At 42.6% G+C, this 17,959-nt stretch carries 18 protein-coding genes and 1 pseudogene; 11 read left to right on the top strand and 8 right to left on the bottom strand.

Annotated elements, in window-relative coordinates:
- Positions 1–6 precede the first annotated feature (6 nt).
- Positions 7–624 carry a PEP-CTERM sorting domain-containing protein gene (locus MAE_RS34655; protein ID WP_012264182.1) on the bottom strand — a complete coding sequence of 206 codons (618 nt, stop codon included), beginning with the start codon at positions 622–624 and terminating at the stop codon, positions 7–9.
- Positions 625–786: 162 nt separating this feature from the next.
- Here MAE_RS34655 and MAE_RS02505 point away from each other — a divergent pair, with 162 nt between their 5' ends.
- From MAE_RS02505 to MAE_RS02490, 5 genes and pseudogenes are all read left to right on the top strand, one after another.
- Positions 787–1,281 carry a hypothetical protein gene (locus MAE_RS02505; protein ID WP_012264181.1) on the top strand — a complete coding sequence of 165 codons (495 nt, stop codon included), beginning with the start codon at positions 787–789 and terminating at the stop codon, positions 1,279–1,281.
- Between the two features lie 347 nt (positions 1,282–1,628).
- Positions 1,629–1,928, top strand: coding sequence for a type II toxin-antitoxin system HicB family antitoxin (locus MAE_RS02500; RefSeq protein ID WP_231859704.1), 300 nt, complete (start codon positions 1,629–1,631; stop codon positions 1,926–1,928).
- A gap of 83 nt (positions 1,929–2,011) precedes the next feature.
- A pseudogene (locus MAE_RS35990) lies at positions 2,012–2,080 on the top strand (divergent PAP2 family protein); the annotation flags it as partial.
- Between the two features lie 65 nt (positions 2,081–2,145).
- Complete coding sequence (locus tag MAE_RS02495; RefSeq protein ID WP_012264178.1) at positions 2,146–3,297, top strand: AAA family ATPase; 1,152 nt, start codon at positions 2,146–2,148, stop codon at positions 3,295–3,297.
- 2 nt (positions 3,298–3,299) lie between these two features.
- On the top strand, positions 3,300–3,722 hold the full coding sequence (locus tag MAE_RS02490) for a DUF3226 domain-containing protein (RefSeq protein ID WP_002763172.1): 423 nt from the start codon (positions 3,300–3,302) through the stop codon (positions 3,720–3,722).
- A gap of 249 nt (positions 3,723–3,971) precedes the next feature.
- Here MAE_RS02490 and MAE_RS02485 read toward each other — a convergent pair whose 3' ends face one another.
- From MAE_RS02485 to MAE_RS02465, 5 genes are all read right to left on the bottom strand, one after another.
- Positions 3,972–5,825, bottom strand: coding sequence for a peptidoglycan D,D-transpeptidase FtsI family protein (locus MAE_RS02485; protein ID WP_012264176.1), 1,854 nt, complete (start codon positions 5,823–5,825; stop codon positions 3,972–3,974).
- Positions 5,826–6,174: 349 nt separating this feature from the next.
- Positions 6,175–6,732, bottom strand: a complete 558-nt coding sequence (locus MAE_RS02480) for a hypothetical protein (protein WP_012264175.1) — start codon at positions 6,730–6,732, stop codon at positions 6,175–6,177.
- A gap of 293 nt (positions 6,733–7,025) precedes the next feature.
- Positions 7,026–8,390 (bottom strand): GTP-binding protein, encoded by a 1,365-nt coding sequence (locus tag MAE_RS02475; protein ID WP_012264174.1) that lies wholly within the window; start codon positions 8,388–8,390, stop codon positions 7,026–7,028.
- Positions 8,391–8,576: 186 nt separating this feature from the next.
- A complete protein-coding gene (folK, locus tag MAE_RS02470; RefSeq protein ID WP_041803708.1) occupies positions 8,577–9,041 on the bottom strand; it encodes a 2-amino-4-hydroxy-6-hydroxymethyldihydropteridine diphosphokinase in 465 nt (154 codons plus the stop codon).
- Positions 9,038–9,748, bottom strand: a complete 711-nt coding sequence (locus MAE_RS02465; RefSeq protein WP_012264173.1) for a sirohydrochlorin chelatase — start codon at positions 9,746–9,748, stop codon at positions 9,038–9,040. The genes folK and MAE_RS02465 overlap by 4 nt, the downstream gene beginning before the upstream one ends.
- A 433-nt stretch (positions 9,749–10,181) precedes the next feature.
- Here MAE_RS02465 and MAE_RS02460 point away from each other — a divergent pair, with 433 nt between their 5' ends.
- From MAE_RS02460 to MAE_RS02450, 3 genes are all read left to right on the top strand, one after another.
- The gene (locus MAE_RS02460; protein ID WP_012264172.1) at positions 10,182–10,442 is read left to right on the top strand and encodes a type II toxin-antitoxin system HigB family toxin; all 261 of its coding nucleotides are present in this window, start codon (positions 10,182–10,184) and stop codon (positions 10,440–10,442) included.
- Positions 10,429–10,824, top strand: coding sequence for a helix-turn-helix domain-containing protein (locus MAE_RS02455; RefSeq protein WP_004162998.1), 396 nt, complete (start codon positions 10,429–10,431; stop codon positions 10,822–10,824). Before MAE_RS02460 ends, MAE_RS02455 begins: the two co-directional genes overlap by 14 nt.
- A 138-nt stretch (positions 10,825–10,962) precedes the next feature.
- Positions 10,963–11,229 carry a hypothetical protein gene (locus MAE_RS02450; RefSeq protein ID WP_004162997.1) on the top strand — a complete coding sequence of 89 codons (267 nt, stop codon included), beginning with the start codon at positions 10,963–10,965 and terminating at the stop codon, positions 11,227–11,229.
- Here the strand turns inward: MAE_RS02450 and MAE_RS02445 are convergent.
- The gene (locus tag MAE_RS02445) at positions 11,226–12,890 is read right to left on the bottom strand and encodes a transglutaminase domain-containing protein (RefSeq protein ID WP_012264170.1); all 1,665 of its coding nucleotides are present in this window, start codon (positions 12,888–12,890) and stop codon (positions 11,226–11,228) included. The two genes, MAE_RS02450 and MAE_RS02445, sit on opposite strands and share 4 nt — an antisense overlap.
- Before the next feature lie 112 nt (positions 12,891–13,002).
- Here MAE_RS02445 and cofG point away from each other — a divergent pair, with 112 nt between their 5' ends.
- Together cofG and MAE_RS02435 are read left to right on the top strand one after the other, a co-directional pair.
- Positions 13,003–13,890 carry a 7,8-didemethyl-8-hydroxy-5-deazariboflavin synthase subunit CofG gene (cofG, locus tag MAE_RS02440; RefSeq protein ID WP_004162995.1) on the top strand — a complete coding sequence of 296 codons (888 nt, stop codon included), beginning with the start codon at positions 13,003–13,005 and terminating at the stop codon, positions 13,888–13,890.
- Between the two features lie 558 nt (positions 13,891–14,448).
- A complete protein-coding gene (locus tag MAE_RS02435; RefSeq protein WP_012264169.1) occupies positions 14,449–15,762 on the top strand; it encodes a cytosine deaminase in 1,314 nt (437 codons plus the stop codon).
- Here MAE_RS02435 and MAE_RS02430 read toward each other — a convergent pair.
- On the bottom strand, positions 15,739–16,080 hold the full coding sequence (locus tag MAE_RS02430) for a DUF952 domain-containing protein (RefSeq protein ID WP_012264168.1): 342 nt from the start codon (positions 16,078–16,080) through the stop codon (positions 15,739–15,741). The two genes, MAE_RS02435 and MAE_RS02430, sit on opposite strands and share 24 nt — an antisense overlap.
- Positions 16,081–16,463: 383 nt before the next feature.
- Here MAE_RS02430 and MAE_RS02425 point away from each other — a divergent pair, with 383 nt between their 5' ends.
- The gene (locus tag MAE_RS02425) at positions 16,464–17,459 is read left to right on the top strand and encodes an L-lactate dehydrogenase (protein WP_012264167.1); all 996 of its coding nucleotides are present in this window, start codon (positions 16,464–16,466) and stop codon (positions 17,457–17,459) included.
- The last annotated feature ends 500 nt before the right edge of the window (positions 17,460–17,959 follow it).

Below are 17,959 nucleotides of genomic sequence, written 5' to 3'. Positions count from 1 at the left end.
GGCAATTTAGCCTATTTTGGTGGTTTCTTTTTCGATAGAATGATGGCGTTTAACTTGGCGTTTTATGGTTGCACCAGCACCGAGTATTCCTAGAGAAAAGAGTCCTAAAGTTGAAGTGGGTTCGGGAACTTGTATAAGGCGTGTATAAACTACCTCAACATCAACAGGTAAATCTATAAAGCCTACCTCTATAAGTCCTGGTGATTCTTCTTTTCTTTTACTAGAACTTGCAATAACGTTAACGGAATCCGTAAAATATGGAATATAAAATACATCTGTTCCTAAAGATTCAAATGACAGATTTTCAGATAAATTAGTAATATAAAAGTTTATACCCTGAGCAGAAGCATTCATTGCAGCTAAAGCATCTTCTTCAGTAAACACATCAAATAGTGGAGGTGTACCATAGATATCATTTACCGTTCCTCGTTCAAGAATAACATTGTAGGTTCTTGAGATACCCGTACTTGGCAAAGTAAAAGACACTCCATTTATACCTTTGATCACACCAGGACTTGAAAATACAAGTTCAACGGCCTGACTTGGTAAACTAACAATACAGGTTGTTATCCCTGCCGTAGCAATAGGTACAGAGAACTGGGCGCAAAAACGAAGAAACTTCATAAAAAAAATCTATCAGTAAAATAATTAATGAAAGTGTAAATAAATCAAAATTTACTTTCAAGACCCATAAAAGCCCTATAAAGAAATATAAAGACACTAAATTTGCATTTTGCGGTATAATATCAGGCAATCCTGACTTAACTCCCTATTTAAAATCATCCTATGAACTCATTTGATATTCAATCTTTTATAATAACTATTGATGAGCTTGTTTTCTCCCATACAGGAGAACATTTAGACGATCTTCAGCATGAAATCTTAGAGGGAGTCGTCAATCATCAAAAATACGCCGAAATCGCTCAAAAAAATCATCGTTCTCAGAAATATATCAAGGAAACAGCAGGTAAATTATGGAAAACCTTATCAGAAATATTAGGACAGGAAGTCAGTAAGGCTAACATTAAATCGAGTTTACAAAGATATTGTTATTCTAATTTCTCTAACTCTAGTAATATTAAAGACGTTATACAAATCAATAGCGGTAATTTTTGTACTGGAAAAGAGAACAGTGAATTACCCTCATCTAAAATTTATCAACAAGCTAAATTAGAAACCATTCCCGAATTAATCAAAGAAGGATTAACTATCGAACAAATTGCTAGAGTTTTAAAACTTCCCCTAGAATTAGTGCGATCGCAAATAGAAGAATTTGAGTAACTCCCCGGCAACATCACTTATGGGTGCATTTCACATTTGCAGAAATACCGACAATCAGCAATTATCAGTAACTCTTAAATTACCACAAATGTGCCAGCAGCTGCCTGTAAGCATCCCACCGAAAAGCTAATGCGCGGGGGGTTTGGGGGCGGCGCCACGACCCCAACGGGGGGTTTGGGGGGTAGAACCCCCCAAAAGCTTGGATTGAGTGATAAAATCGCAAGTAACGCCCGATTTTAGCAGAGAGTTTCCCCCTTAAAAATCCCAACTTAGTAGATTGACAAAAATGAGATGCACTCTCACTTATAATATAGTTATCTTACTTATTACCTTGAGCCGATCTGAAAGTGAATTTTATTTTAGAACCAAGCGAGGAAAGAGATTATAATCTTTCTATTCCTTCTCTCCCCGGTTGTATTAATGAAGGACATCATCTCGAAGAAGCTTTGAGCAATATTCAAGAAGCTATGGAACTTTGTCTTGAATTAGAGGAAAAAGAAAGACGAATTGCAGAAGGTAATTATACGATAAGCGATTTTAACCAAAAAACTCAACAAGCTATTCAGAATATTGAAGAACAAAAAACCTTAACTGTTTGCAAGGATGAGGTTGAACTATATCGGCAGCTAGGAATTTATTGTCATTAATCTCTAGAGTCAGCGATTCCCTCTGTAGTCATGTTTTTGCTGGTTTTCTGCCCCGAAACCAGCTATAATGCTCGAAAGGTGAAAAGGGACTAAAAGCGCTGATTGAGTTAATCCGCGATGGTAAGGTGAGTCTGCGCTATCTAGTCTCGTCGGTGGTCTTGGCTACTGGGGTTGAGATAAACTAGATTTAATAACTGAAAATCCGGGGTAATCACTCATGTTACAATCCCTAAAAATTGAAGGCTTTCGCGGTTTTCAAAATTTTGAGATGGCCAATCTTGGTCGAATTAATCTCTTAGTGGGTAAAAATAATAGCGGTAAAACTTCTATTTTAGAAGCGATTCAGTTTTTGTATGCTCAGAATAATATAGATATATTTCTTGAAACTATTAGCTATAGAGGCGAGTTCGCTTGGTTGGAAAATAAGTTAGCTGGTCGCACTAAAGTTTTTGAAATTTGTCATTTATTTCCTGGGCATGAAATCGTCCCAAGTCAGGAAATTATTATCATTGGTTCTAGGGAATCACATCAGGAAAGTGTTACTATTTCTGTTAAAAGTATTCCTATACAACTATCTTTATTTTCAGACAAAAATGATGATTTAAATAATGATAATATTTTCGACGATGAGGAATGGAATAAACTTCTTTTAAGTATTAGATGGAGTCAATCACAAAAACCTATTGAAATGGAACTTCTTGCCAACGGTACTCTTGCCAGAGATTCTATAAGAAGAATAGCTAGTTTAAGCAGAATTTCCCATAAAATAGGTATTGATAATCAAATTGAATTGAAGTTCTTAACACCATTTTCTCTAACAAGTTCTGATATGGCAGCACTTTTTGATAACATTGTTCTCTCTCCTTTAGAAGATTTAATTATTGAATCTTTGAAAATTATTGAGCCAAAAATTGAAAGAATAGCCAGTGTTGTTTCTGGCAAGTATTTAACTTCAAATAACCTAGGTGTTAGAGGTGGGTTTTTAATCAAAATTAAAAATCATGATCAACCTATACCTATTGGCAGTTTAGGCGATGGATTTTGGCGAATGTTAGGATTAGTTTTAGCAATGGTTAATCTTAAAAATGGAATTTTATTAGTTGATGAAATTGATAGCGGATTGCATTTTACTGTCATGACTGATATGTGGAAAGTAGTCTGGGAAACCGCCAAAAAACTCAATATTCAGGTATTTGCCACCACTCACAGCCGCGATTGTTGGCAAAGTTTAGCCGAATTAATTACCGAAGAAAAAATTACCGATAACGAGATTACTATTCAAAGGATAGATAGGGAAAAAAGCCAATCTGTAATCTTTGATCCAGAAGAAATTGTTATTGCTGCTACAAGTAATCTTGAGGTGCGGTAACAATGCCTAAAATAGAGACAAAAAAGTTATTAGTGGAAGGTGCAGAGGAATTGAGAGTTATTCCCCAATTAATGGCAGCAAATGGAGTTACTTGGAATAGAGGGGAAGAACCATTGAATATCATAAATTGTGATGGTGTTGAAAATTTACTAAAACCTAAATATATCTCTACGCAACTAAAAACTCCTAACGGACTAACTCATTTAGGAATTATCATAGATGCGGACGAAGAACCTGATAATCGTTGGAAAAGTTTATATAATGCCTGTTTACCAAATATACCTAGCTTACCTCAAAATTTACCAGCAGCGGGATTAATTATGACTCTAGAATCGGGGATAAAATTCGGTGTGTGGATGATGCCAGATAATCAATCTAGAGGGATGTTAGAGACTTTTTTAGCCTATTTAGGGCTTGCTGAATAATGGTAAAACCCTTTTAAAATAAGGCTTTTGACCTGTTAAAATCCGATGTTAGTGCCAAAAAATCGGATTGGGACCATCAAAAACCTGGCATTATCCTTATTATAGTACATGGGTTGGTACAAAAAAGAGAGGGCAACAAAGCCTGAAACTCCCGACGACCGGCTACTGACGACCGACTCCTGACTCCTAACCCCACCAACAAACTTTTTCAGCAAACCCTAAATAAAGCCTCTTTCAAAAAGACTTAAATTAATCGTGCCGCGGGGGTTTATTGGTCGCAGAACCCGCCGGAACGACCTTGGAGGTGGGGGGGATACCTTTGAGGGAAATGAGCGTATTCATCACCGTTTTTGCCACAGGAGCGGCAACAGTGGAGCCAAAAGTATTGGCACCCTTGGGTTCATCCACCACCACCAAAACCACATAACGGGGCGATTCGATCGGTAAAATCGCGACAAAACTGGTAATTTTGGCGTTAGGTAGATAACCCCCCGTCGGACTAGCTTTTTGTGCGGTTCCCGTTTTGCCTCCGATGCGATAACCGGGGATTTGGGCCGCTACCCCCGTCCCCTTGCTGACGACGGTTTCCATCATTTCCACCACTTGCCGGGCCACGGTGGGAGAAAAGACTTTTTTGCTTGGATAATCGGGCTGCCAGTGCAAACGGCCGCGGTCGTCGGCTAATCCTTTGATCACATGGGGAGTCACCAGGGTGCCACCATTGGCCAGCGCACCGTGCAATTGTACTAATTTTAAAGGCGTTAGGGATAAACCTTGACCAAAGGAAGCGGTGGCCGATTCAATGGCATTATCCAGAAATTCTTGTTCAGGTTTGAGATATCCTGATACTTCTCCGGGTAAATCTACACCAACCCTTTGATTTATGTCCAATCCTAATAAACTTTTATAGAAATCAACTCGCCCCATTTTTTGGGCAATTTGCACCATGGCCACGTTACTAGAGGTTTGTAGGACTCGGGCCATATCTAGCGCCCCATAACCCTGTTTAGAGGCATTTTTAATCGTCCAGGGACCGACAGTAATTGCCCCTGGATCATTGACTACCGTATTAGCTTTAATTGCCCCCGCTTCCATGGCCATGGCGACAATAATTGGTTTAAAAGTTGACCCCGGTTCGTACTGATCGGCTACGGTCCAATTTTTAAATAGAGCCACATTGGCTTTATAGTATTCGTTGGGGTTAAAAGTTGGCTCACAAACTAGGGCTAAAAGAGAACCATCAAGGGAGTCCATGACGATGACGGCTCCCCGTTTAGCATTAAATTTTTTTAGCTGTTCTCGTAGGGCCGTCCGCGCCGCTCTTTGTAGTTTTAAATCGAGGGTTACTTCTAACTGTAATTCATCAAATTGAAAGATACCATGGGGAACAAAAGCTGGTAAAATTCGCCCGTCTCCCATGCGTCTTGTATTGACAGAAAAGGGATCTCTTTCTAATAACTGACTGGAACCTCTCTCTAATCCTGCTTGACCACGATGTTCTTTATCTACATAGCCAATCACGTCGGCTGCCACATCGTCTTGGGGATAATAACGAGCGTACTTTTCCTCTAATTCTACACCGTCAAGAGATAATTGTTTTAAGCCCCTAGCCACGGATTCGGTTAATTGATTGGCTAAACGAATTCCTGTTTCTTTTTCTTTAAATTTTTGAATCAGTTGATTACTGGGAATATTTAATAAAGGAGCTAATTTATCAGCCACTTCTGCCGGCGGAATCGCAAACAGTTTTGGGTGTACATAAAGAGTATAAATCAAGCGATCGGTCGCCAAAACATTACCATTACTATCGACGATCGCCCGTCGGGGAATATAGGGTCTAATACTGGTAGTTTGCTGTTGTCTGGCTCTTTTTTGCAATTCCTGTCCTTGTACTATTTGCAGTTGGTACAATCGCCAAGCTAAACCCACAATACCCATGACTAAAATCAACCACACCGCCACCAATCGCCCGTTACTCAAAGGCAAATTTTTTAACTTTTTTTGCCGTTTTTTGGCGTTTAAATAGGACTTTCTGTCCTGGATCCTGCCAGAGGGCGATCGAGTTTTTTTACCTCTAAATCTGGGTCTTTTTGTGTCAGTCATGAGCAGTATCTTTCAGTTATCAGTGAGCAGTAATCAGTAATCAGTAAGCAGTAATCAGTGAGCAGTAAACAGTAAACAGTGAGCAGTAAACAGTAAACAGTAAACAGTAATCAGTACACTTAAAAACTCACATCTGATAACTGTTAACTTACCCACTGATAACTGATAAGTGGGTGGGTGGAATTAAATATAAGATGAACGTAGGTTGGGTTGAAGCATGAAACCCAACGCCCGATTATGTTACGCTACCGCTAACCCATCCTACACATAATTGTGCCTCCCCACTTAACTGATAACTGCTAACTGTTAACTTCCCCACTGATAACTGTTAACTGTTAACTGATAACTGTTAATAGGCACTTCTCGGTCGAGAATTGACGGTAGATTGGGGTTGAGAAGCGTTGGCCGGTTTCAGGTTAGGGGCAGATTTACGCTGTAAAAAGATAGTTTGGAAGGGTTGGGGATGAGTTAATCCGGTTTCGGGTTTTTCTGCTTGTTGAGCTAGTTGATGTTTAAGGGTTTCATTGGTGGCCAAAAGATTGCGCTCGTGACGTTGCAGTGTTTCCAGTTTACCAAATTCTTTGTCCCAAACCTTGGGAATATATACCGTCCAAGCATATATTCCCAGAGTCGAACCCAACAGACAAAAAGTAATCACGGCCACTATTCTTTCTAGGAGACAAAGGGAACGTAATTGACGCGAGGCTAATTGTTTTTGTGTCGGGGCCACGGGAACTCTCGCCACCGATTTAGTCGTCGGTTTGACGGTGGGAGTCGGGGAGGATTGAGTAACTGGTTTAGTAGTGGGGTTGGGGGAAGTTACCCGCGACTGGGGACGACGTTGACTCCCTTGGCTTTTTTGGCGAGAAACGGGAACGGGAATATAGGACTTATGGGCAGCAGACATGATTTTCTCTCAATATTTCTAGCTAGTTGTCGTTGTCAAAAATTAAGTTTCTAAAATCAGGAGTCGGTCATCAGGAGTCAGGAGTCGGTCGTCAGTGGTTCGTGTTATGCAATGGACGGGGTTATCAGGGATTTGTCAATTGTTTTCCCTCTAGAACGAACTAATCAATTAAGTCTTTTGCCAGATAAGAATTTAGTCGATTTATGCCATCCGATCGAACCATGCCAAGTAACGAAGAACCATATTTAATTGATCACTGTTGCCTTTTTTCCTTTTTACTTTTTCCTTTAAAATCACTGTTCTAGTTCTAGACGTAAACGATATAAAATAGTTTGCGGATGAACTTGAGCGAGAATTTGATTGATCACCGTACTCGGTCCGGATGCCCCCCAACTACAACCGCGTTCTAGATAGATTTTAGCGGCTTTCCCGATGATATAGGTTCCATAAGCGGCAATTGCTCCCTGTAAGAGAGCGGTGCTACCGTAGAGGGTTAAAGAGGTGGGATTTTCAAAAATACTCGCCGCTGCCGCCGCCGTTTTGCCCAAACCGATAATCACAGTGCCGAGGATTTCCCCCAACAGCAACCCCGCACTACTCAAAAGTAGAGTCCGCCAGAGTTGACCAGCTTGGTGACTGGTAATCGGCAAGCCGTACAAACGAGCTAAAGCCCGAACTAGAGTTAAATCGACGATTGAAGCCCCTAGTAGGTCTAAAATAGCGATCGGATTGGCCGCAATCGCTAAAGCCTTATATTTCGCGTATTGCCAGATAATTTCCTCCGCTTGACTGTCCCGGAGTTCTAGGGTTTTTCTAGCGATATTTTCCTCCGCTTCTTGCCCTTGCACTAAAGCATTTAAGGCCAGTAGCGATCGCCCTTCCCGATTTAAAATCGTTAAGAGTTTATCTTGCAGCTCCTCAATTTGGGGGGGAGGGGTTTCCCACTCAGTCACCACGCGCCCATCGGGGTATTCCACCCGGACGGGAATCGGTTGCGGTTCGGCGGCTACCATAACTATCTCATCGCTAGTTAACAAATCTTCTAACGTTTTTTCGTCCCGATTGGTTCCTAATCTCTGTAACTGCTGAAAAATCTGACGGCGATCCGCTTCTGGATAGAGATCAATCTTATTAAACACCAAAATAATCGGTTTTTTTGCCCGGCGCAATTCTCCTAAGGCCTCGTATTCAGTGCGGGTAATATCCCCCGCAACGATAAATAAAATTAAATCGGCACTTTTAGCGACTTCTCTGGCCATATTCGCCCGCGCTTCCCCTTCAATCTCATCCAATCCGGGGGTATCGATTAATTCTATCTGGATTTTACCCGTGGCTGGTGTCCAACGCACCGATCGCGGCCAGCGTGTCACCCCGTGCAGGGGTCCGGTTGCCAGGACTTTTTGACCGACTAAAGCGTTTACCACCGAGGATTTACCGCGACTGACTAACCCGAAGGCTGCCACCCGAATCACCGTTTCATCCAGTTTAGCCAAGGCCGATTTTAGGGACTGTAAATCCTGTTTAACGGCGGCCTGAAGTTGGGGATCGGGGGGATAATTCCAATGACGGCGAAAACTGGCATACCAAGTTAAAGCCTGTTGTAAACTAGCTTTAGCCTGATTGTAATGAGTTTCCTCGAGCGATGGGGTCTTGGTCACGGTTGATTTTTTTACTGTTTATTGATGCTGCTGCCTTTATTGTAGAGTTTCGGGGCGGTAACTGAGACGCGGTTATTTGGGGTGGTGGGGAGGTGGGGAAGTGGGGAAGTGGGGAGCAGGAGAGATGGGGGAATTTCAACTAAAACCCTAAAACCCTAAAACCCTAAAACCCCAACACCTAACATCCTACTCCGCCAATCCCAATTGACCCAATAGCTGAAGGATAGTTTTTCCAGTGACGGGATCTCGCCAATCGGGGGCAATTTCCGCCAGGGGAAGCAGCACGAAGGCCCGTTCTCGGCAGCGGGGATGGGGTATCTTTAATTCGGGCGTTTCTAAGATCAGGTCATCATAAAATATTAAGTCTAAATCGAGGGTACGCGGTCCCCATCTTTCCCGTCGGACTCTCCCGAATAACTGCTCGATTTCTAACAATTTATGCAGTAAATCTAAGGGAGATAAGTCCACTTGCACAATGGCGCAACCGTTGAGATAATCGGGCTGAGGAGGGCCGACGGCTGCGGTTTGATACCATTGGGAATGAGCTTCTAGTGTAATTCCTTTGACTCGCTCTAATTCCCCTAAAGCTTGCCCTAAAATTGTCGCTGAATCCCCTAAATTACCGCCTAAAGCGATCGCCGCCCGCTTCATCCACATCCTTCCTCAACAATAATCTCGGCTAATTCCCCCGTCGCCCCCAAAGATTTACCTAAAGATATATTGACATTTGGATGCTTTTGTGATAGTTCAAAAACTTGGGCTTCGATCGCGTCCGTAATTGCACCAGTAAAGAGGAAATAGGGCAGTATAGCAATTGTTGGGCTACCTTGAGCAATTAAACTCTCGATTTGTTGGGATAAACTCGGTTCTATCGACCAATAAGCTGTAATTGCTCCAGAAAACGCCGCTAGATTTTCCACTTCCCGATTACCCCCGGGGCGACGACTACCGTGGGACAGTAAAATGCGGTCTTGGGGGCTTAAATCAGCAAATTGTCGGGATAACAGCGATTTTATGCCCTGATAACTGCCTAAATGGGGCTTTAACTCTAGCTCAATCGGCGATCGCACTTTGGCCACGGCCGCGGGAATATCTTCTTTAACGTGAACCCCCGACAGGAGAAACAGGGGGATAATCTGCAACCGGTTACATCCTTGGCTTTGTGCTTGTTGGGCAAAAGCTTCTATTTCTTGATGGAGAGGTGTTATCGCTAATTCTAGGGCGGCAGTCCCCACTAATACCCGATTATCTGCTTCTAGAACCGCTATAGATGGGCTAAACTCCGATTTACTCGCCAATCTTTCGGCGGGTTGACTGATTTTTTCTTGAACTAAGGCTGCTAATCGTGTCACCGCCATGGCTGGACGCGGATCGCGACTACCGTGGAAAACCAATAAGTAGGCTGAGGAGGTCTTCAAAGAAATCTTGCCAAAATAGTTTAGTTTTTAGCCTAATACATTTTCTCTCCCTTTAGGCATCAATGCCCCTGATATTCTCAATTTAGCCTATCTGAATTGGTAAGCGGGAAAACGTCCCCACTAGCCCCAAGTGCTACCATTTTACCGGATGTAAAGTGTGAGCAAATCAGCCCGCCGGCTTGAGTTAGCCTAGATATTGAGATATAATTGCTATTGACAGAAACTGCCAGAGGTATATTTGTATTATGCGGGTAATTAAGCTAAACGGCGCTTAACCTGCATGATCCAACAGCTATAACCCTTTTGGAGTCTATATCGGTGATCCGAAGTAAAAGCCGTTTAGCTTAGCCGTCGAATACTTCGCGATTTCTGTATGACCAACGCTAATTCCTGCGAGTCTCTCTATGATTGGTATAGAGTCGCTAGTAAAGCAGCATGGCAAAATCTAATCGATGTGCAAGCCACTTATAAAAGTGCTGAATCTGTTGGTAATTTCACTGTTTTTAACATTAAAGGAAATCACTATCGTCTAATTGTAGATCTAGTTTATAACCGACAGACTATCTATATTAAATATATTCTTACCCACGCCGAGTACGATAAAGAAAATTGGAAAAATGATGCTTACTTTTAATTCTAAAACCTATGGAGAATTACTCGCTCACTATCAACCAAAAGCAATCACCACAGAGGCGGAAAACGAGCGAGCGATCGCAATTGCTCAAGAGTTGGAACATCGCTCGGAACTTAGTTTAGAGGAGGAGGCTTTACTGGAGTTATTGATTAGTTTGATCGAAAGGTTCGAGGCGGATAATTATCCAATTCCTGACATAAATCCTTTAGCGACTTTACAACATCTTATAGAAGCTAATGATATAGAATATGCAGAGCTAATTACTATTTTGGGTTCCCCTGATGCGGTGGAGCAAATAATTAATGGACAACGCAGCATCAATCAGTCAGAAGCTAGGTCTTTGGGAGCATATTTTCGGGTTGATGCCAGTTTATTTACTTAATAAGTACCTAAGCAAAATTAATTACACATCTCAAGGGAAATTGATTTGACACGACTACTTAACAAATTATTGCGATAGCTTGCCATTAACTAATTTTCAGCGATAATCTAAAGTCAGAGTCTATCGGGAGATAAGATCATGAACCTTCGTCTAGTTCTATTTTCAGGCCTAGTAACGGCTTTAGTTGGTGCTGGTATCGGTTATGGCATTAGCCGCATTGAACGCAATCCCAGCCAAGTCAACTATAGAAATCCCTATAACTATCAAATCATCTATAGACGTTATTTTGCCGGTGCCGGGGCAGCCCTGGGCTTCTGTGTGGGTGCGGGTTTGCAAATGGTCAAAGAACTCAAAGAAGAAAGAGATAGAGAAATGGGCATCCTAGATGATGGCTCAGAATTCTAGTCTTTTGGGGCTAATTCCTCAAGAATGATGAATTGAACGTGATTAATCGCTAAATCGCCGATGGGAACTTGGGTTTTTAACACCGGTTGTCCTTCACTTAGCATTCGTTCAAAGGGGATATCTTTGGCAATTTCCGTGTGATACCAAGCTAAACCCATAAAGAAACGATTGGGATAGGGACCACCTTCAAAAATATCATCGGGATTGGACTCCATGGGAACCCAACCGATAGAGGGGAGATAAAATTCCATCCAGACGTGATTGTAATCTGGTTCGAGGGGTAAATTACGTTCGAGGGGATGGGGTGGGCATTTATAGCGTCCTACCGTACGACAGGCAATACCATTAAGACGACACAAAGCCAATAATAAACCCACATATTCGCCACAGGAACCCACTCCGCGCCGCAGAGCAATATCGGGGGTGTCGATGTTGGGTTTGATGCCGTAGGAAAGCTGATCATAGACGTAGTTACGAATACTATAAACTTTTCGGAGGAGATTGGTTTCCCGACCGATCGCTTCTTCGGCAGCATTGAGGATAATTTCTGTATTCATGGCCAGATCATCATTATCGATCAAATAGCGATCGGGAAAATCGGCGGGTAAGGGGGGTAAATCTTCGCAATCTTGGGGGGTAATTTGGTATTTAATTCCCCATACTTCTAATACTACTTTCCACCCAAAAATATGACGTTGTTTGGCGGTTATTTGCTTGAACTTAAATACTGCCACCCGCTGCCCGTCTTGAATTTCTTCAGTAAAAGGCAATCCCACCGCTTCGACGCTGCGAATTTTTTGCCGCGGTGTTTCTAGGGGTAAAGCGATGCGCCATTCCACATCTTTTAGTTCGATATTATATAGAGGTTCCAATTCCTCGACGTAGGATAATTCAATCAGATAACCATTAGAAAGGGCGTATTTTTTAGCGGGATCGTAGTGAAAATATAGAGGATGGACAAAAGTACGCGGACGATAACTAAGTTCGTAAACCTGTTCGGAATTGGGATTATCGCGGATAAAGGGTTCTTGGAAAGCATAGGCCACATATAAGATATCCTTGCCACTGTTCGCATTGCGATAAAATGCTAATCCCGTCGGTGATTCAAAAGGAGTTATCATGCTAAAAAGCTGTTCTCCCGTGGCGCGATCAAGACAGTAAACCGTTTGTTCTAGGGTATCCGTTAACCAAAGTTCTTCCCCGCGAATGGTGATATTTTCGATGCCGATACCAGGCGCGTACAAACGAGTAATCTCCTGTCCCGATTGGCGATCAAATATAAAGATTTGTCCAGAACGTTGACAAGTGACATAAATTGTGTTACCAGTTACGGCGACTCCGTTAGCGGTGTAGGGAAGACGGGTAAAAAATTTCGGGGTAAAATCTTCGAGAGTGCAGCAGTAGAGATTTTCGCGGGTAGTAAACCAGAGGTGATTTTGATCATCGATTGCCAATCCCGTCGTCCCGACGAATTCTTGCCAGCGATGGGAATTAATTACGGTTGTATGACCAGTATCGAGGGCAATTTGGTATAAATAGCCGTTTTTTGCGTCGATAGCGATTAATTTGTTATCTTGAAATACAATTCCGTGCAGGGCTGTGGCGCTAATCGGGCGAATCGTTTGACGATGGGAGGGAAGACTGGCAGGATCGAAAATCATAGGAGGAAGCGAAAAGGGAGAGCGTTTTTAAGTGAATAAAACAGCAATTCTTCCCACGATAGCAAATTTTATCGCCCTTGAATGCTCGTAATGAACTCCAATTCCGAAAAAAATGTCAAGAATTGTCACCTATAGTCCCTCTCATACCCTTGTACCTACCTACGAGTGTTTCAATCGTTGCAGTTATTGTAATTTTCGCAGGGATTTAGGCACTGATGGCTGGTTAAGTCTAGACAAGGCCAAAGAGATTTTAACTGCTTTGCAGGGTTCGGAAATTACGGAAATTTTAATTCTTAGCGGGGAAGTTCATCCTTTAGCAGCCAATCGAGAGTCATGGTTTCGGCATATTTATAATTTAGCAGCATTGGCTTTAAATATGGGTTTTTATCCCCATACCAATGCGGGGATTTTAACTTTTGCCGAGATGGAAAAACTGAAAAATGTCAATCTATCTATGGGCATAATGTTAGAACAAATGACGGTGACTTTATTAAATACTGTCCATCGTCATGCCCCCAGTAAAGTGCCATCCCTGCGCTTAGAGCAGTTACAATGGGCGGGAGAATTAGGAATTCCTTTTACCACGGGGTTATTATTAGGAATTGGTGAAACAGAATGCGATCGCTTAGTAACCTTAGAAACTATTGCCGCTATTCATCAACGTTGGGGACATATTCAAGAAGTGATCCTACAACCCTACAATCCGGGCAAAAGAGAACAGTGGCAAAATAATCCTTTTGATCTGCAAAAACTGCCCGATTTGGTTAGGCAAGCCAGGGAAATTTTGCCCCCAGATATTGTCATTCAAATTCCCCCGAATTTAGTACCCGATCCTCTTTTTCTCTTGGATTGTTTAGCGGCAGGAGCGCGGGATTTAGGCGGTATTGGCCTTATCGATGAAGTTAATCCCGATTACCTCCATTTACACCCCGATAAATTAAAGGAATTTTTAGCAATTTATGGCTGGGAATTAAAGCCACGCCTACCGGTTTATCAGTAATCAGTAATCAGTAATCAGTAATCAGTAATCAGTAATCAGGGAAAAGATAGCACTGTTAATGCCATTTAACACTACTTACTTAATACCGCATAATTGATTATTATTCATTCTTAATTTTCCTGACGACCGACGACCGAGGCTGCATCTCATTTTTGTACATCTACCAATTGGGATTTTTACGGGGAAACTCTCGGCTAAGATCGGGCATTACTTCCGATTTTATCACTCAATCCAAGCTTTTGGGGGGTTCTACCCCCCAAACCCCCCGTTGGGAGCGTGGCGCCGCCCCCAAACCCCCCGCGCATTAGTTTTTCGGTGGGATGCTTACACGCAGCTGCTGATACATTTGTAATTATCTATAGCGTTTCCTGTTCGCAAGAGGTACATTATCGATGTTGAAAAGCTTAATTAGCAAAGGTTTAACTGTGCCACACAGGTGTGAGACCCGCTATAAGAGTTACTGATAATTGCTGATTGTCGGTATTCCTGCAAATGTGAGATGCACCGACGACCGACTCCTAACCCTAACAACAATTTTTGATTTTTACCAGAGGTCTTATGATTCCCTCAAGCGAGCGCTACTGGCTCAAAAATGCTCATATTCCCGTTTCCCTGCTAGAAAATGAGAGTTTCTCTCCCCAAACCTCCGAGGGATTAACCTTAGTTAATCTGGAAATTAATGACGGTAACATTAATCGCATCACCTCAACAATCCCCCCCGAAGATAATATTCCCGTTATTGACCTCAAAAAAAAGATTGTTTTTCCTTGCTTTGTCGATATGCACACCCATCTCGATAAAGGTCATAGTTGGCAGCGTTGTCCTAACCATGATGGCACTTTTGACAGTGCCTTAAAAATGGCCCTAGAGGATTCCCGACGGGAGTGGCGCTTAGAGGATGTGTATCGTCGCATGGAATTCGGCGTTAAATGCAGTTATGCCCACGGAACCGCCGCTATTCGCACCCATATCGACTCTTTTGGTCAACAGGCACAGATTAGCTTAACTGCTTTGGCAGAATTGCAACGACAATGGGCCGGTAAAATCACCCTGCAAGCGGTTTCTCTAGTTTCCCTTGACTACTATCAAACCTCCGAGGGAGCGGCCTTAGCCGATAAAATTGCCGAATTTGGGGGCATATTAGGGGGAGTAGCCTACACAAATCCAGATTTACAGGCACAAATTGATATTACCTTCAAATTAGCCCAAGAAAGGGGTTTAAATCTCGATTTTCATCTGGATGAAAACGGCGATCCCGATTCTACCTGTTTAGCAGCGATCGCGCGTACTGCTATCAAAGAGCAATTTGACGGACAAATCATCTGTGGTCACTGTTGCAGTTTAGCGGTACAATCCCCTGAAATAATCCAAGAAACCCTAAATTTAGTCAAAAATGCGGGCATTGCTATCGTTAGCTTGCCGATGTGCAATCTCTACCTACAGGATCGTCAAGAGGAAAAAACCCCCTTTTGGCGCGGGACAACTAAGGTAAAAGAGATGAAAAAAGCGGGAATTCCGGTGGCTTTTGCCAGTGATAACTGTCGCGATCCCTTTTATGGTTTTGGGGATCACGATGGTTTAGAAGTCTTTACCCAAGCGGTGCGGATTGCTCATCTCGACACACCCTACGCTGACTGGGTAAATAGTGTCACCCTCACCCCAGCAAATCTGCTCGGATTGCCCCATTTAGGGCGCATTAAGACGGGTCTAGAGGCAAATTTGTTAATTTTCAAGGCGCGATACTTTAGCGAGCTATTATCGCGACCACAGTGGGATCGCCTCGTGATTCGGCGCGGGTTGAGCATCGATACTACTCTCCCCGATTACCAAGAGTTAGATGATTTAGTTCTAGGAATTGATCAAATCCTGTAAGGGTTTGACAAAAACCACCGATTCTAGGTTGATAGCACCGTAAATATGGGGAAAGGTCTCTTTTTCTAGCTCTAGAGTGGCATTTTCTGGGTTAGGATGTTGGGGCTGCTCCCATTTCACCGGGGACTGCAATTGTTCAGGAGAAATGGCTAAAACCAGCAAATCTGGCTGATTTTGATAAAAAGCGGCCACAACTTTCGGAATTTGTTCTAAGGTGGAGCAATGGATAAATCCCTCATTTTTTAGGGAATACGCCCGATATTCCCCCATTTCACGAGCTATTTGCCAACCTCTTTCTGTAGTGATGTGATAGATCATCGGTTCGCCTCCTACTGTAACCTTATTCCTAATTTTAGGATATAGCCTGAAGCTGTCAGCGGCCCTCAATTCTCTTAAACTAGGGGTCAGGGAATAAAGACAAGAAATTTGTCCGACCAATTAAGTAGGTAGGCGTTAAAAGTTGTCAGACACCCCCCTTATCAAGGGGGGCAGGGGGGATCCCCCCGCCTATCGGCACCCCCCTTATCAAGGGGGGCAGGGGGGATCGAACCTAAAATCCATTTTTAATTTAATTATAACCAGCTACTTACCAGAAAAAAATTGCCGATAACGTCCTCAAAATCTGTTTATAGTCTCTTTTTACCTGATATTAACCTTTTCCCCTTAAAATGAGCTTACCGAGCCAGTAACTGCAAAAATCTATGCTAGATAAAATATTTACTCCCAATCCCTACGCTGAAAAACCCGCTCCTCTGCGTCCTCGCAAGGGGGTAATTATCGGTGTTGGTCAGGTGGGGATGGCCTGCGCTTACTCGATGTTAATTCAAGACTGTTTTGATGAATTAATTCTGCAAGATATCGCCACGGATAAAGTCGAAGGGGAAGTGATGGATTTAAGGCACGGAATGCCTTTTATTGAACCCACAGACTTGAAAATGGGAACCGTGGCCGATGTGGGACAAAATGCCGATGTGGTGATTATTACTGCCGGGGCCGCCCAAAAAGAGGGAGAAACCAGATTACATCTCCTTGAGCGAAATGTGGCGATTTTTCGCCGTATTCTGGAGGATGTGGCTGTTTACTGCCCCAGTGCTTTGATTTTGGTGGTGAGTAATCCCGTCGATATCATGACCTATGTTACCTTGAAAATCACCAATTTTCCGCCTTCTAGGGTGATTGGTTCGGGTACGGTGCTAGATTCTGGCCGTTTACGCTCTCTTTTATCCACCCAACTCCATGTAGATGCGCGTAACGTCCACGCTTATATTATCGGTGAACACGGGGATAGTGAGCTTGCTGTCTGGAGTTCGGCTAATATCGGAGGAGCAAGGTTACTAGAAGGAGATTGGCAGGATTTAAGCGCAGCCGACCAAGAAAGCTTAACAGAAATTTTTCTTCAGGTTAAAAACGCCGCCTATGAAATTATCAAACGCAAGGGTTATACTAGCTATGCGATCGGTTTAGCTACCACAGATATCGTTAAAGCGATTTTACGTTCCCAAGAAAGAATTCTCACTATTAGCACTCTCCTCGATGGTCAATACGGTCTCAAAGATGTGTGTTTAAGTATTCCCTCGGTGGTTAACGAGAAAGGAGTGATTAAAACCCTGAATCTTGCTCTTAGTCCCAGAGAAATGGAACAGTTACATAATTCGGCCAAAATTATGCGCGATTTAATCGATCAACTCAAAATTTAACTTAGGGTTGGCTGAATAAATCTAAAAACATTGTTGGCTAAGATTTTTAGATTTTTTTGCCCTGAAAAAGTGCCGAACATAAGAGCGATCGAGGGGAAATTTTAGGCACTTTTTCCCCGAAAATTAGGTAATTGTGGGGTGGACTGAAGCAATTAGTGCTAGACTTCCCGAAAAGTCTATTTTATTTCAGTTTGTTGTTAGGAATCTACTTAAAATAGGTTGTTTAATCTGGCTAATATGCTTTTGGTTATGATATGCGGAAAAGTTCGCTGCGATGGTGCTAATACTAAATCCGTTGAGTTTAGGCTAATTATGAGGACAGGCAAAAGGCAAGAGGCAAGAGGCAAAAGGGAAAATATATAATCAGTCTTTAATAAACGAATTTAGTATGATATGTCGAGAGTGTTTACATATCGTTACTCTGAGGATTGTTATTCGGAAATTTGCTGTATAATAAATACTGAGAATACGCTCGCGACTGGAAGGTCGCAACAGTTTCG

The organism is Microcystis aeruginosa NIES-843, from assembly GCF_000010625.1.
Lineage (GTDB): Bacteria > Cyanobacteriota > Cyanobacteriia > Cyanobacteriales > Microcystaceae > Microcystis > Microcystis aeruginosa.
The sequence above is the reverse complement of the archived record's forward strand: the minus strand, read 5'-3'. Positions and strand labels throughout refer to the sequence as shown.

Coding starts and splice junctions, on each gene's coding strand:
- MAE_RS02460 (WP_012264172.1), top strand. CDS start 10,182: ATGACCAACGCTAATTCCTGCGAGTCTCTCTATGATTGGTATAGAGTC.
- MAE_RS02490 (WP_002763172.1), top strand. CDS start 3,300: ATGCCTAAAATAGAGACAAAAAAGTTATTAGTGGAAGGTGCAGAGGAA.
- MAE_RS34655 (WP_012264182.1), bottom strand. CDS start 624: ATGAAGTTTCTTCGTTTTTGCGCCCAGTTCTCTGTACCTATTGCTACG.
- MAE_RS02505 (WP_012264181.1), top strand. CDS start 787: ATGAACTCATTTGATATTCAATCTTTTATAATAACTATTGATGAGCTT.
- MAE_RS02485 (WP_012264176.1), bottom strand. CDS start 5,825: ATGACTGACACAAAAAGACCCAGATTTAGAGGTAAAAAAACTCGATCG.
- MAE_RS02425 (WP_012264167.1), top strand. CDS start 16,464: ATGCTAGATAAAATATTTACTCCCAATCCCTACGCTGAAAAACCCGCT.
- MAE_RS02435 (WP_012264169.1), top strand. CDS start 14,449: ATGATTCCCTCAAGCGAGCGCTACTGGCTCAAAAATGCTCATATTCCC.
- MAE_RS02455 (WP_004162998.1), top strand. CDS start 10,429: ATGCTTACTTTTAATTCTAAAACCTATGGAGAATTACTCGCTCACTAT.
- MAE_RS02445 (WP_012264170.1), bottom strand. CDS start 12,890: ATGATTTTCGATCCTGCCAGTCTTCCCTCCCATCGTCAAACGATTCGC.
- MAE_RS02430 (WP_012264168.1), bottom strand. CDS start 16,080: ATGATCTATCACATCACTACAGAAAGAGGTTGGCAAATAGCTCGTGAA.
- folK (WP_041803708.1), bottom strand. CDS start 9,041: ATGAAGCGGGCGGCGATCGCTTTAGGCGGTAATTTAGGGGATTCAGCG.
- cofG (WP_004162995.1), top strand. CDS start 13,003: ATGTCAAGAATTGTCACCTATAGTCCCTCTCATACCCTTGTACCTACC.
- MAE_RS02450 (WP_004162997.1), top strand. CDS start 10,963: ATGAACCTTCGTCTAGTTCTATTTTCAGGCCTAGTAACGGCTTTAGTT.
- MAE_RS02495 (WP_012264178.1), top strand. CDS start 2,146: ATGTTACAATCCCTAAAAATTGAAGGCTTTCGCGGTTTTCAAAATTTT.
- MAE_RS02480 (WP_012264175.1), bottom strand. CDS start 6,732: ATGTCTGCTGCCCATAAGTCCTATATTCCCGTTCCCGTTTCTCGCCAA.
- MAE_RS02465 (WP_012264173.1), bottom strand. CDS start 9,748: ATGGCGGTGACACGATTAGCAGCCTTAGTTCAAGAAAAAATCAGTCAA.